This window comes from Nocardia sp. NPDC051990 (assembly GCF_040680755.1).
Lineage (GTDB): Bacteria > Actinomycetota > Actinomycetes > Mycobacteriales > Mycobacteriaceae > Nocardia.
Genome location: NZ_JBFAXH010000022.1, coordinates 89694 through 102840, shown reverse-complemented (window position 1 = coordinate 102840; position 13147 = coordinate 89694). Strand labels below are relative to the sequence as shown.

The following is a 13147-nucleotide window of genomic DNA, read 5'->3' as shown; positions in this document are numbered from 1 at the left end:
CAACACACGGGGGTATGAGAGGCCGGAACCAAAAAACATTTGGCACTGACATTCATCGACACACTATTGAGTTCTCAAAGAACACACGCACACACCATCTCGCAGGTTTGACCTGGTCGATCGATGAGGCAACTTATCTAGCTTAGCTCAGCCGTGAGCCCGATTCAAAATCGGGGTCTCGTTCGAACTAGTGTGATCGTCAGGCGCTCAGCGTACTACCTCGTTTCCCTGGCCCTTTACTCAGCCTTTCGGCTCAGCGTGTCGGCTCCGGGTCGGTGTCCGTGTCGCTCTGACTCGAATAAAGTTACGTGTCGGTGTGCACGATGTCAAATCGCCTGGTCAGGAACGGTTTTCGGCGAGAGGAGATCGTCGCCTGCCGTTCACATGATCAATCCGGGGCGCCGACTCGCTCGACCTCACCACCCAATGCCTGCAGCTGCTCGACGAAGTTCGGGTAGCCGCGGTCGATATGGAAGACGTCATGCACCTCGGTGATGCCATCGGCAACCAGACCGGCGAGTACCAATCCGGCGCCGGCCCGAATATCCGACGACCACACCGGTGCACTCGACAGCCGCGGAATTCCGCGTACCACCGCATGATGTCCATCAGTCCGCGCGTCGGCGCCCAGCCGGATCATCTCCTCCACGAAACGGAAGCGCGCCTCGAAGATGTTCTCGGTGATCATCGAGGTGCCGTCCGCAATCGCGGCGAGACCGATGGCCATCGGCTGCAGATCGGTCGGGAATCCCGGGAAGGGCAACGTCGAGAAATTCACCGCGCGCGGCCGATCGGCCTGGATCACCCGGAAACCATCCGGTGCGAACGAAATACGCGCACCGGCCGAGCGCAGCTTGTCTAGTACCAGAGACAGATGCTTGGGGTTGACGCCGGAGACCCGGATATCGCCCATGGTCATCACTGCGGCGATCCCCCAGGTCGCGGCCACGATCCGGTCACCGATCACCCGATGCGTCGTTGGCGAGAGGCGCTCGACCCCCTGAATCGTGAGGACCGACGTGCCCGCGCCACTGATCCGCGCACCCATCCGAACGAGCATGTTGCACAGATCGACGATGTCGGGTTCACGGGCCGCATTATCGATGACCGTCTCCCCCTCGGCCAGCACGGCCGCCATGAGGATGTTCTCGGTCGCGCCCACCGAAGGAAAGTCCAGCCTGATCCGCGCACCCTGCAGTTCGTCCGCGCGCGCGACCACACAACCGTGCTCGATTTCGCTGGTGGCGCCGAGCAGCCGCAGACCCGCCTGATGCATATCCAATGGCCGCGAACCGATCGCGTCGCCGCCCGGCAGTGCGACAACGGCGCGCTTACACCGCGCCATCAGCGGACCGAGCACACAGACCGAAGCGCGGAACTGCGTCACCGCCGGAAAATCCGCGTGATACTTGGGCTCCGCGGGTGTGTTGATGGTGACAACCGCTCCATCGATCGTGACGTCGCAGCCGAGGCCGCGCAGGACATCACCCATCAACGGCACATCGAGAATGTCCGGGCAGTTCGTAATGGTGGTCGTGCCTTCGGCCAGCAATGCAGCCGCCATCAACTTGAGGACGCTGTTCTTCGCACCCCCAACCGCGACCTCACCGACGAGTCGATTCCCGCCAGTAACCAAAAACCGTTCCATGCCGCCTCTCCGCGTATTCGGCGCACTGTTGGTGCAAAGGATAGTTGCGTTGCGGGCCGGTGGTAGCAGTGCCGGGGTTATATCCAGGTAGCTGGGACGCATTCAGCGGTGTCCAGCAACTTTTGTGTGTGTGTCGCGCCGCCCACTTTTACCGACGGGCGGCCGGTCGCAGCCCTCTGACAGGTCTGTCTCGGAAGTCACCCACACCTACACCAGATCAGTCGTGCGGATCGGACAGTTCACGAACCACCTTGTTCGCCACCAGGCTTCCACAACACGTCACCGCCCGGGTTGGCGACACGGCTGAGGATGAACAGCAGGTCGGACAGGCGGTTCAGGTACTTCGCCGGAAGAGCATTCGTATCGTCCGGATGCGCTTGCACCGCGGCCCATGCCGAACGCTCCGCTCGCCGCGCCACCGTACGGGCGGTATGCAGCAGGGCGGCCAGCGGCGTGCCTCCGGGCAGAATGAACGAATTCAGAGCGGGCAGTTCGGCATTGAACTCATCACACCAGGCTTCCAGGCGGTCGATATACGACTGGGTGATACGCAGTGGCGGATACTTCGGCTCCTCGACCACCGGGGTCGAAAGATCCGCACCCGCATCGAAGAGATCGTTCTGCACTTGGCGCAATACCCTCAGCAACTCCGGGGCAGGCGCACCGAGCGCGACGGCCACGCCGATGGCGGCATTCGTTTCGTCACAGTCGGCGTAGGCGACCAGCCGCGGATCAGTTTTAGCCACCCGCGAGAAGTCGCTGAGACCGGTCGTCCCATCGTCGCCGGTCCGCGTATAGATCCGCGTCAGGTGCACATTCACGAGCTCAGCCTAGAGTCCGGGGAGCCGACGGGTGCGATCCGACGGTCGGGATTCGACCCAGGACAGAAAGGCGGCCAGTGAGCCGCGGTCCAGCGCCAATTCGTAATTGCCGTCATTATCGGAGATCGCGGTCACCGCGATGTCGTCGGTCATGATGTCGTATTCGTCGCCACGCGGGCTGCGCCGATCACCGATCTCGATGCCCTGGCGGCGAATAGTGGAATCCGGGCCCAGTTTCAGACTGGAGAGTTTGTAAAAGACGATGCGATCCTCGTCATATCGAATCAGGCCGTGCCGCCACCCCTGGCCGCCACGCGCGGGCAGCACCCGCAGAATCGCGGCGGTGCCGCCGCGGCGCAACATGATCAGTCGGTAGGTGGAGGCCAACGCCAAGAGGACGAGCGTGAGCACCAGAATGATCAGGAGAACCATCCCGGTCTGCAATGCCGTACGTCCCTTCGTTCCGCCGCCGTGTCGACGACGCGGTATTCGATGGCAGTGTGGCAGGCCCTCCGTGGCTACACAGGCGCCTCCCGGCCTGATGCTCACACCGCGTTCGGCAATTCAACCATGGCCCCGAGATGACAAATGGCGGGGCCTTGTCTTTGAACGTTCGAATACGGAAACGGCGCTGTCGGCGGCGAATATTTTCGCCGCCGACAGCGCCGTGCTATCGGGTCGTACCGAATCCTGGTGCGGTACTACGCCTTCGCCTCTTCGACCGCGCGCACCTGGCCCTGGGCCGCGATCTTGGCTTGCTCAGAGGCATCGGCATCGGCCAGCACCCGACGGGCCGCCTCGATGTCGATCTCATCGGCGAACTCCGCGGATTCGGCCAGCACCCGGACCGAGGTCGCGGTCACCGAGAAGAACCCACCGTGTACCGCCGTGGTGATCCGCTCCCCCTCGGTGGGCACGATGCTCACGATGCCGCCCTCGACCAGTTGGCCGAGCAGCGGCTCATGACCCGCCATGATGCCGATCTGCCCCTCGGTGGTCTGCGCGCTGACGAACGTCGCCTGGCCGGACCAGAGCAAACGTTCGACGGCGACCAGGTCAACTGACATCTCCGCCATGGGTGACTACTTTCCGGCGATCTTCTTCGCGGCCGCCTCGACATCGTCGAGACCACCGCAGGAGTTGAACGCCTGCTCCGGGAAGTGGTCGAACTCGCCCTTGCAGACGCGGTCGAACGCCTCGATGGTGTCGGTCAGCGGCACCACGGAACCCGGCTGGCCGGTGAACTTCTCGGCCACAATGAAGTTCTGGCCGAGGAACTTCTCCAGACGACGGGCCCGGCCGACGAGGACCTTGTCCTCTTCAGAGAGCTCGTCCATGCCGAGGATGGCGATGATGTCCTGCAGTTCCTTGTACTTCTGCAGGATCCGCTTCACCTCGTTGGCGACCCGGAAGTGCTCCGCACCGACGATCGAGGCCTCCAGGATGCGGGAGGTCGAGGTCAGCGGGTCGACGGCCGGGTAGATGCCCTTCTGCGAGATCGGGCGAGAGAGCTCGGTCGTCGCATCGAGGTGGGCGAAGGTGGTCGCCGGGGCCGGGTCGGTGTAGTCGTCGGCGGGCACGTAGATGGCCTGCAGCGAGGTAATGGACCGACCACGGGTCGAGGTGATGCGCTCCTGCAGCTCACCCATCTCATCGGCCAGCGTCGGCTGGTAACCGACGGCCGAGGGCATGCGGCCGAGCAGGGTGGACACCTCGGAACCGGCCTGGGTGAACCGGAAGATGTTGTCGATGAACAGCAGCACGTCCTGGTGCTGCACGTCACGGAAGTACTCGGCCATGGTCAGAGCCGAGAGCGCGACGCGCATACGGGTGCCCGGCGGTTCGTCCATCTGGCCGAAGACGAGGGCGGTGTCCTGGAGGACGCCCATCTCTTCCATTTCCAGGTGCAGGTCGGTGCCCTCACGGGTGCGCTCACCGACGCCGGCGAACACCGACGTACCGGAGAACTCACGCGCGATACGGGTGATCATCTCCTGGATCAGCACGGTCTTGCCGACACCGGCACCACCGAACAGACCGATCTTGCCGCCCTTCACGTACGGGGTCAGCAGGTCGATGACCTTGATGCCGGTCTCGAGGATCTCGGTCTTGCCCTCGAGCTGGTCGAAGCTCGGTGGTTTGCGGTGGATGCCCCACTGCTCGCCGTCGCGGCCGGTGCCCGGCGCATCGAGGCAGTCGCCGAGGGCGTTGAAGACGTGACCCTTGACGACGTCACCGACGGGCACCGAAATCGGCTTGCCGGAGTCGGTGACGGTGGCGCCACGGACCAGACCATCGGTGGGCTGCATCGAGATGGTGCGCACGATGTTGTCACCGAGGTGCTGGGCGACCTCGAGGGTCAGGGTCTTGGCCACCGAGGTCAGGGTGATCTCGGCGTGCAGAGCGTTGAACAGCTCAGGGATGGAACCCCGCGGGAACTCGACGTCCACGACGGGGCCGATGACGCGGACGACGCGACCTGTTTTCGCGCCGGTCCGGCTCTCTTGTGTGACTGCTGCGGTCATAATTCTCTTCCGTGTCCTATTCGCGGCCTTCGGGGGCCCTCCGTGGTTACGCTGCGCTTCCGCCTCCGGGCCCTGACCTCAGGCCGCGGGCAGCCTTTAGTCGCGGTCCGAGCTCGAAGCCAGCGCGTTCACGCCGCCGACGATTTCGCTGATTTCCTGCGTGATCTGGGCCTGTCGCACCGAATTCGCCTGCCGCGTAAGCACATTGGCCAGTTCGTTGGCATTGTCGGTGGCTGCCTTCATTGCGGTGCGCCGAGCCGCGGACTCGGATGCCGCTGCCTCGAGCAACGATGAGTAGATGCGCGTGTTGATGTACTTGGGCAACAGTGCCGCCAACAGCACGTCGGCATCGGGCTCGAACTCGTACTGCGCGGTGAGTTCCACGGTCGGCGAGTCGGAGAAGCTGTCCGCACCCATGTCGAAGTCTTCGTCGACATAGCTGACCTGGATCGGCGCCAGGCGACGGACCTCGGGGGTCTGGGTCAGCATCGAGACGAAACGGGTGTACACGATGTGCAACTCGTCAACGCCCTCGATATTGCCCACCCCGTTCGGGGCCGGAACCTCGACCTCGGAGCCCGCCATGAACGCGTCCACCAGGTGGCGGCAGGCGGCCGAGGCGTCGTTGTACTTCGGCTGCTGGGAAAATCCGGTCCACGCGCTGACCACCGGCCGATTGCGGAAGGTGTAGTACGTGAGGCCTTTATTGCCCATCACGTACAGCACCGGCTCCTTGCCCTCGCCACGCAGGGTGACCATGAGCTCCTCGGCGCGCTTGAGCACGTTGGAGTTGTAGCCACCACACATGCCGCTGTCACTGGTGATCACCAGGACTGCGGCACGGCGCGGGTTGGCGCGCTCGGTCAGCAGCGGGTGCGACAGACTCGTCGATGCACTCGCCAGCTCGCCGAGGACCTTGGTGATCTCCTCGGCGAACGGCTTTGCGGCAGCAACCCGGGCCTGGGCCTTGGAGATTCGCGAGGTCGCGATCAGCTCCTGGGCCTTGGTGATCTTCTTGATCGAACTCACACCACGAATGCGGGAGCGCAATTCACGCAAGCTTGCCATCAGCGGTTCACACTCCCTTCATTCGCGGCATCTGATTTGCAGCATTCGCGGGGCACGACGCGGTTACGCGAGCCTCCTCCGTGCCCGTCGCTCATGCTGCGGATCCAATAGCGCATCAGCCAGCTCGATTACTTCTCGACGTGCTTGCGGGTTACCGACAGCGATTCGACCTCTTCGTGATCGAGCTCACCGGCGGCGGCTTCGTTCACGACACGCGAACCGTCGGAAGCGAGGAAGCCCTGCTTGAACTTGTCGGTGGCCGCCTTGATGGCATCGCCGTTCTCGGTGTCGAGAACCTTGCCGCCCGCGATCGACTTGAAGGCGTCGGCCGCGCTGCGGTGCAGATCCTCGAGCAGTTCGGCGTTGAAGCGACGGATGTCAGCAACCGGAACCGAGTCGAAGTAGCCGGCGTCGACCAGGAAGATCGAGACGATCTGGTCCTCGACCGGAACCGGCGAGTACTGGTCCTGCTTGAGCAGCTCGACCCAGCGGGCACCGCGCTCCAGCTGTGCGAGGGAGGCGGCGTCGAGGTCGGAGGCGAAGGCGGAGAACGCCTCCAGCTCGCGGTACTGCGCCATTTCCAGACGCAGCGAACCGGCGACCTTCTTCATGCCCTTGGTCTGGGCGGCGCCACCGACACGGGAGACCGAGGTACCGACGTTGATCGCCGGACGGACACCCTTGTTGAAAAGGTCGGACTCGAGGAAGACCTGGCCGTCGGTGATGGAGATGACGTTGGTCGGGATGAACGCCGAGATGTCGTTGGCCTTGGTCTCGATGATCGGCAGACCCGTCATCGAGCCGGCGCCCATCTCATCGGACAGCTTCGCGCAACGCTCCAGCAGGCGCGAGTGCAGGTAGAAGACGTCACCCGGGTAGGCCTCGCGGCCCGGCGGACGACGCAGCAGCAGTGAGATGGCGCGGTACGCCTCGGCCTGCTTGGTCAGGTCGTCGAACACGATCAGGACGTGCTTGCCCTGGTACATCCAGTGCTGGCCGATCGCCGAACCGGTGTAGGGCGCAAGCCATTTGAAGCCCGCCGAGTCCGAGGCGGGGGCTGCGACGATGGTGGTGTATTCCATCGCACCGTGCGATTCCAGCGCGGTCTTCACGCCCGCGATGGTGGAACCCTTCTGACCGATCGCGACGTAGATGCAGCGGACCTGCTTGGACGGGTCGCCGGTTTCCCAGTTCGCCTTCTGCGCCAGGATCGCGTCGATGCAGACCGCGGTCTTACCGGTCTTGCGGTCACCGATGATCAACTGACGCTGACCACGACCGATGGCGGTCAGGGCGTCGATGGCGGTGATGCCGGTGGCCAGCGGCTCCTCGACCGGCTGCCGCTGCAGCACGGTCGCGGCCTGCAGCTCCAGCACGCGCTGCTCTTCGGCATCGATCTCGCCGAGGCCGTCGATCGGCTGGCCGAGCGGGTTGACCACGCGGCCGAGGAACTTGTCACCGACGGGGACCGACAGCACATCGCCGGTGCGGCGAACCTGCTGGCCCTCTTCGATCTCCGCGAACTCGCCGAGGATGACCGCACCGATCTCACGGTCCTCGAGGTTCAGCGCGACGCCGAGCACACCACCCGGGAACTCGAGCAATTCATTGGCCATCGCCGAGGGCAGGCCGCTGACATGCGCGATGCCGTCGCTGGTGTCGGTGACGACACCGACTTCTTCGATGGAGGTTTCCGGGGTGTAGCTCTGGGTGTAGCTCTCGATCGCGCTACGGATCTCATCGGTGGAGATCGTCAGCTCCGCCATAGTCTTCCTGCTCTCGCTGTCTGGTCAGAATGTCGGGGGAGGTGGGTCGTCAGGCCAGAGCCCGACGCAGCCGTTCCAAGCGGCCGGTGGCGCTACCGTCGATCAGGTCGTCGCCGACCCGCACCACCACGCCGGTCAGCAGACTCGGATCGACCTGCACGTGCACCGTGACGGGCTTGCCGTAGATGCGCTGCAACGACGCCCCGAGATGGTCACGCTGCTGGTCGGTCAGCGCGACCGCGGCACGCACATGCGCGACGATCTGGTCGCGCCGCGCGGCCGCGAGATCGGACAGCTCGCCGAACGCGCCGCCGATATTCGTCGACCGGGTGACCACCTGGTCCGCGAGGGTCCGGGTGATGGTCTCGGTCTTGCCCGCGAGCAGCCGGTCGATCAGTTCGCGCTTGGCCGCCGCGGGCTTCGCACGATCAGAAAGTGCCTGCTCCAGTTCGGGATTGTCGCCGATGATCCGGCCCAGCCGGAACAATTCGTCCTCGACCGCCCCGAGTCGTCCGCTGTCCGCGGCGGACTCCAGCAACGCCTCCTGGCCGAGCAACACCAGGGTGTCGACCAAGTCGGCGGTGCGCGACCAGTTCTGGGCCACCGCGGTGGTCAGCACCGCCAGGGTGGCGGGGCTGACCTTGCCGCTGAAGACCCGCTCGCTGAGTTCGGCGCGCACCGAGCCGGGCACCGACACGTCCGCGAGCGCAACACGCAGCGAACGCTGGTCATCCAGCACGGCGACAACGGCGAACAGTTCCGACCCCGTCGTGGCCGCAACACTGTCGCTTCCGGTCAGAGCGGCCCGAAGCGCCTCCCGTGCCCGGGAGCTTGCCTCGCGGCTCGCTGCGTACATGCTTCTCACTTTCGCGTCGCTACCTTCCGACCCCGATGCCGACATTCGACTGATCGAGTTCGGACAGGAACTGGTCGATCGATGCCGCTTGCTTAGCTTCGTCCGAAACCGACTGTCCGATAATCTTTTCGGCCAAATCGACGGCAGTTCTGCCGACTTCGGCGCGCAGCTCGGTCAGGATCTGCTGGCGCTGAGCTTCCAGCTGGCTCTGACCGGCGGCGACGATACGGTCGCTTTCGGCCTGGGCTTCCGCGCGCATCTGCGCGAGGATCTGTTGGCCCTGGGCCCGTGCGTCCTCACGGATGCGTGCGGCCTCCAGCCGGGCGTCGGCCAACTGCTGCTGGTACTGCTGCAGCGTCAGCTGGGCTTCTTCCTGCGCGGCCTCGGCCCGCTGGAGTCCACCCTCGATCTTGTCCGTACGTTCATCCAACACCTTGATGAGCCGCGGGATGACGTACTTGTAGAAAATGACGCCGATGATTGCAATGCAGACCACCGACCAGACAATGTCGTAGGTCTCGGGGAGGAGAGGATTGATGTCCTCCCCCTCCGCGGCGAGCATAGAAAACGTGCTCATGCCAGTCTCAGAAAATGAAGCCGGCCACGAGGCCGAGCATCGCTAGGGCCTCGGTGAACGCGATACCGAGGAACATGTTGGTACGGATGGTGCCCATCAGTTCGGGCTGACGGGCCATACCCTCGATGGCCTTGCCGACGACGATGCCCACGCCGATGCCCGGGCCGATGGCGGCCAGGCCGTAGCCGATGGCGCCGAAGCCCTTGAACTTCTCCGACGTGGTCGCGGCTTCCTGGGCCAGGTACGCGAGGCTCATGAGTCTTCCATTCCCTTTCTGTTGCTCACCCGCCGGTCGGCGCGGTGTAGCAGGTATCCGGTAGTAGTTCGGTCAGTGCGAGTCAGCGTGTTGCGCGAGTCCGATGTAAACGGCGGTCAGCAGGGCGAAAACGTAGGCCTGCAGGAAGATGACCAGCATTTCGAACAGCGTGAACCCGAGTCCGGCCAGCAGCGAGAACGGTGAGAACACCTTCATCCAGGCCACGGCGTCGAACAGGAAGAACCAGGTGGCGCTGAAGAACAGCACCAGCAGGATGTGGCCGGCCAACATATTCGCCATGAGTCGGACGGTCAGCGTGAACGGACGCAGGATGAACGTCGAAATGAACTCGATCGGAATCAGCAACACGTGCAATGCGGGCGGAACATTCGGAACGACGATGCTGCTGCGCATGTAGGTGACGAACCCGTACTTCTTGATACCCACGAAGTTGAACGCGAGGTACGCGATGAGGGCCAGCACCAGCGGCATGCCGATTCGGGCGTTCGACGAGATGTTCAGCCCCGGAATGATGCCGGAGAAGTTGAGAAAGAGAACCGCGAAGAAGATCGTCGCGATCAACGGGAGGTACTTGCGACCGGATTCTTTGCCGAGCACCTCATCACAGATCTGATCCTTGACGAAGACCAAACCGGTTTCGGCGATGTTCTGTAGACCGCGCGGGACGATGCGCGGATTGCGGAATGCCAGCACCATGACGAGCACCAGCACGGCGGTCATCAACAGCCGGATGAGCATCAAACGGTCGAGTTCGAACGGCGTACCCTCGAACAGCAAGGCTGGAGGGAAGAAGTCGGACAGCGATGGCGCGTGGAACTCGCCCGCCAAAGTGGTGACGCTCAGCGTTCTCTCCCGTGTTCGGGCCGCGGGTACGGTCATTCCCGCGGTTCGATCGGACATTGACGATCAATTGGGTCGACTCAGGTCGGCTCGAAAATTCGTCAGCAGCTGTGCGGTAATCCGCATGGGCGTCTGTACGTAGTGTCGGCGACATTCGTCGACATGCAGAACCGGAACCTCTGGGGGCCCGGTACGGCAGTAAGCATAGCGCCACCTGGCGAGATCTCGGTGATCCCCCCTCGCTTGGTCGCTTGCTTACCAAGACTTTACCAAGTTATCTACGACAACGTGTAGCTGGGGGCGATTATTGCTCCGCAGAAGGCAAATCGGACTCACCGGTCGGTACGTTGACGTACGGAACCTTCTGTCGCAGAACACCATACGTCTCCGCGCCGAGCACGATGAGCAAGGACCCGACGACGGTCAGGAACAGTGCCATCCGGTCGTAGAAGTCGAACCGCTGCAGCACCGCGATCACGATCATCGCGACCAGCAGCTTGCCTACCCAACTTACCAACATGACCAGGCCAGCAGTGCTCGGCGGCAGCTTCGCGCCGAACAGCACCACCGCCGCGGTAGTCAGAATGAAGCCGCCGCCGATGGCCGCGCCGAGCAGTGCTCCCCAGAGTCCGGCCAAGCCCGCGACGGCGGAGGCGATGGCCACCGAGAGCACCACCAACACGGCCAAACCGATCACGCCGTAGCGCAGCGCCGACTTCAGCGGAGCATCGGGACCGGGGACGGGGTTGATGAGACTCACGACTGCGCCTCGCTGGCGCGCAGCTCCGTCGTTCCGGACGCTGTGTTCATGGTTCGCTCGCTTTGCTCGCTCACGACCTGAACTTTACCTGGGCCTTGCTTTACGAATCCGCGGGCTCCTTGCGGCGCAGGCCCGGTATCGCGGTCACCACCAGTGCGAAAACCAGCCCGCCCGCCATCATCAACACCACAATCCGACGATCATGGATCAGCGAAGTCCCGACGGCACCGAAGGCGAGCACGCCGACCCATAAATAGATCACCAGCACAACGCGACGATGCGAATGTCCGATCTGCAACAGCCGATGGTGCAGGTGCATTTTGTCCGGTGTCGAGAAACTCACACCGGCCCGAACCCGGCGCACGATCGCCAACAGCAGATCCAACACCGGAATGAACATCACCGCACCGACCAGCAGCAGCGGCGAAAGCAGACCGACGATGTCGCGAGGTCCGTAGCCCGCCAAATTGATTCGGCCCGAGGCACCCGTCGACACCGCGGCCAGCATGAGCCCGATCAACATCGAACCGGAATCGCCCATGAATATCCGGGCGGGGGAAAAGTTGTGTGGCAGAAATCCCATACAGGCGCCCGCGAGCGCCGCGGCGAGCAAGGCGGGCGGATAGGTGTCGACCGAACCGCCCTGGTTGTAGAGCAGGCCGACGGTGAAGACGAAGACCGCGCCCGCGCAGATCAGGCCCAGCCCAGCCGCGAGACCGTCGAGTCCGTCGACGAAATTCATCGCGTTGACGAGGGTCACCGTGATGCCGACCGTGACCAGACCGCCCTGCAGTGCGTCCAGCACCACAGTCGTGTCGTTGAACGGGTTGTAGATGACGTACCAGCTCAGGCCCATGACCGCCATCACACCGGCGGCGGTGACCTGACCCGCGAATTTGGTCAGCGCATCCAGGCCCCAGCGGTCGTCGACGATACCGACGAGCACGATGAGCGTGGCCGCGACCAGCACGGCCGGAATATCCGGCGCATAGTCGAAACCTCTTCGCAGCGCGGGCAATTGGTGTGCGAACAGTACAGCCGCGACCACTCCGATATACATGCCGACGCCGCCCATGCGCGGAATCGGCTTGACGTGCACATCGCGCTCGCGCGGTACGGCCACCGCGCCGAAGGCGATGGCGAGCACCCGAATTCCGCCGGTGGCCAGGAAGGTCACCGTGCCCGAGATGAGAAGCACGAGCAGCAGCTCGCGCAAAGGAACTACCGCACTCGAACCGATCATCCGATTATCTGATCCACCATACGATCACTGGGTCCCGAGGTCACCGCGTCGCGACGCTGGTCAGCGCCTCCGGGAGCATTCCGAGCACATCGGCGATATCGCCGACCGGTACCGCGCCCGCACGCAGGATCCGGGGCTGATCCGCAGTGAGGTCGACGATGGTGGACGCGACCGCATGTTCGGCCGGACCGCCGTCGAGATAGACGCCGACCAGATCACCGAGCTGATCGCGGGCCTCGGCGGCGGTTTTGGCCGGGGGCTGTCCGGAGACATTGGCACTAGAGACCGCAAGCGGGCCGACCTCGCGTAGCAGTTCCAGCGCGACCGGGTGCAGCGGCATCCGCAGCATGACCGTGCCACGGGTGTCACCGAGGTCCCAAGCGAGCGAAGGCGCCTGCTGCACAACAAGACTCAGCCCACCGGGCCAGAATGCCCGGATCAACTCGCGGGCCTGTGGGCGCACCGAGAACACCAGACCGTCGATGGTGTGCCAGGAGCCGACCAGCACCGGTACCGGCATATCGCGACCACGCCGCTTGGCGGCGAGTAGATCGCTCACCGCGGTGGCATCGAACGCGTCGGCGGCCAGACCGTACAGGGTATCGGTCGGCATTACGACCAGACGTCCGGATTTCAGGGCAGTGGTGGCCGCGGTCAGTCCGGCGGCGCGCGAGTCGGGATCCGCGCAGTCGTAGACGGTACTCACGGCCACCATCCTGTCACGCGTGCCACGCGATTCCACTATCGGCGGGGGTTGGTTCCATCC

General features: G+C 64.0%; 14 protein-coding genes. All 14 read right to left on the bottom strand.

All coding sequences use genetic code 11. The annotated features are described in order from the left end of the window. Positions 1 to 388: 388 nt before the first annotated feature. Positions 389 to 1648 carry a UDP-N-acetylglucosamine 1-carboxyvinyltransferase gene (gene murA / locus AB0L63_RS28955; protein ID WP_364507050.1) on the bottom strand — a complete coding sequence of 420 codons (1260 nt, stop codon included), beginning with the start codon at positions 1646 to 1648 and terminating at the stop codon, positions 389 to 391. 239 nt (positions 1649 to 1887) lie between these two features. Continuing rightward, on the bottom strand, positions 1888 to 2469 hold the full coding sequence (locus AB0L63_RS28950) for a cob(I)yrinic acid a,c-diamide adenosyltransferase (protein WP_364507048.1): 582 nt from the start codon (positions 2467 to 2469) through the stop codon (positions 1888 to 1890). A gap of 9 nt (positions 2470 to 2478) precedes the next feature. Further along, a complete protein-coding gene (locus tag AB0L63_RS28945) occupies positions 2479 to 2901 on the bottom strand; it encodes a DUF2550 domain-containing protein (protein WP_364507045.1) in 423 nt (140 codons plus the stop codon). A 269-nt stretch (positions 2902 to 3170) separates the two neighbouring features. Continuing rightward, on the bottom strand, positions 3171 to 3545 hold the full coding sequence (locus AB0L63_RS28940) for a F0F1 ATP synthase subunit epsilon (protein ID WP_364507042.1): 375 nt from the start codon (positions 3543 to 3545) through the stop codon (positions 3171 to 3173). Positions 3546 to 3551: 6 nt separating this feature from the next. Further along, positions 3552 to 4994: a F0F1 ATP synthase subunit beta gene (gene atpD, locus AB0L63_RS28935; protein ID WP_062982624.1), complete on the bottom strand. Its 1443-nt coding sequence runs from the start codon at positions 4992 to 4994 to the stop codon at positions 3552 to 3554. 96 nt (positions 4995 to 5090) lie between these two features. Then, positions 5091 to 6062 (bottom strand): F0F1 ATP synthase subunit gamma, encoded by a 972-nt coding sequence (locus tag AB0L63_RS28930; RefSeq protein WP_364507040.1) that lies wholly within the window; start codon positions 6060 to 6062, stop codon positions 5091 to 5093. Positions 6063 to 6190: 128 nt separating this feature from the next. Continuing rightward, a complete protein-coding gene (gene atpA, locus AB0L63_RS28925; RefSeq protein ID WP_364507037.1) occupies positions 6191 to 7828 on the bottom strand; it encodes a F0F1 ATP synthase subunit alpha in 1638 nt (545 codons plus the stop codon). A 49-nt stretch (positions 7829 to 7877) separates the two neighbouring features. Next, entirely contained in the window at positions 7878 to 8684 is an 807-nt protein-coding gene (locus tag AB0L63_RS28920) for a F0F1 ATP synthase subunit delta (RefSeq protein WP_364507034.1), read from the bottom strand. 19 nt (positions 8685 to 8703) lie between these two features. Beyond that, the gene (locus tag AB0L63_RS28915; RefSeq protein WP_364507031.1) at positions 8704 to 9261 is read right to left on the bottom strand and encodes a F0F1 ATP synthase subunit B; all 558 of its coding nucleotides are present in this window, start codon (positions 9259 to 9261) and stop codon (positions 8704 to 8706) included. A 7-nt stretch (positions 9262 to 9268) separates the two neighbouring features. Beyond that, positions 9269 to 9517 (bottom strand): ATP synthase F0 subunit C, encoded by a 249-nt coding sequence (locus tag AB0L63_RS28910; RefSeq protein WP_364507028.1) that lies wholly within the window; start codon positions 9515 to 9517, stop codon positions 9269 to 9271. A 72-nt stretch (positions 9518 to 9589) separates the two neighbouring features. After that, the gene (gene atpB, locus AB0L63_RS28905; RefSeq protein WP_364507025.1) at positions 9590 to 10438 is read right to left on the bottom strand and encodes a F0F1 ATP synthase subunit A; all 849 of its coding nucleotides are present in this window, start codon (positions 10436 to 10438) and stop codon (positions 9590 to 9592) included. A 244-nt stretch (positions 10439 to 10682) separates the two neighbouring features. Further along, complete coding sequence (locus AB0L63_RS28900; protein ID WP_364507023.1) at positions 10683 to 11138, bottom strand: hypothetical protein; 456 nt, start codon at positions 11136 to 11138, stop codon at positions 10683 to 10685. A gap of 100 nt (positions 11139 to 11238) precedes the next feature. After that, the gene (locus tag AB0L63_RS28895) at positions 11239 to 12381 is read right to left on the bottom strand and encodes an MraY family glycosyltransferase (protein WP_364507021.1); all 1143 of its coding nucleotides are present in this window, start codon (positions 12379 to 12381) and stop codon (positions 11239 to 11241) included. Positions 12382 to 12421: 40 nt separating this feature from the next. Then, on the bottom strand, positions 12422 to 13087 hold the full coding sequence (locus AB0L63_RS28890; protein WP_364507018.1) for an L-threonylcarbamoyladenylate synthase: 666 nt from the start codon (positions 13085 to 13087) through the stop codon (positions 12422 to 12424). Positions 13088 to 13147: the final 60 nt, after the last annotated feature.

Coding starts and splice junctions, on each gene's coding strand:
- murA (WP_364507050.1), bottom strand. CDS start 1,648: ATGGAACGGTTTTTGGTTACTGGCGGGAATCGACTCGTCGGTGAGGTC.
- AB0L63_RS28910 (WP_364507028.1), bottom strand. CDS start 9,517: ATGAGCCTCGCGTACCTGGCCCAGGAAGCCGCGACCACGTCGGAGAAG.
- AB0L63_RS28920 (WP_364507034.1), bottom strand. CDS start 8,684: ATGTACGCAGCGAGCCGCGAGGCAAGCTCCCGGGCACGGGAGGCGCTT.
- atpB (WP_364507025.1), bottom strand. CDS start 10,438: ATGTCCGATCGAACCGCGGGAATGACCGTACCCGCGGCCCGAACACGG.
- AB0L63_RS28945 (WP_364507045.1), bottom strand. CDS start 2,901: ATGGTTCTCCTGATCATTCTGGTGCTCACGCTCGTCCTCTTGGCGTTG.
- AB0L63_RS28930 (WP_364507040.1), bottom strand. CDS start 6,062: ATGGCAAGCTTGCGTGAATTGCGCTCCCGCATTCGTGGTGTGAGTTCG.
- atpA (WP_364507037.1), bottom strand. CDS start 7,828: ATGGCGGAGCTGACGATCTCCACCGATGAGATCCGTAGCGCGATCGAG.
- AB0L63_RS28895 (WP_364507021.1), bottom strand. CDS start 12,381: ATGATCGGTTCGAGTGCGGTAGTTCCTTTGCGCGAGCTGCTGCTCGTG.
- atpD (WP_062982624.1), bottom strand. CDS start 4,994: ATGACCGCAGCAGTCACACAAGAGAGCCGGACCGGCGCGAAAACAGGT.
- AB0L63_RS28940 (WP_364507042.1), bottom strand. CDS start 3,545: ATGGCGGAGATGTCAGTTGACCTGGTCGCCGTCGAACGTTTGCTCTGG.
- AB0L63_RS28915 (WP_364507031.1), bottom strand. CDS start 9,261: ATGAGCACGTTTTCTATGCTCGCCGCGGAGGGGGAGGACATCAATCCT.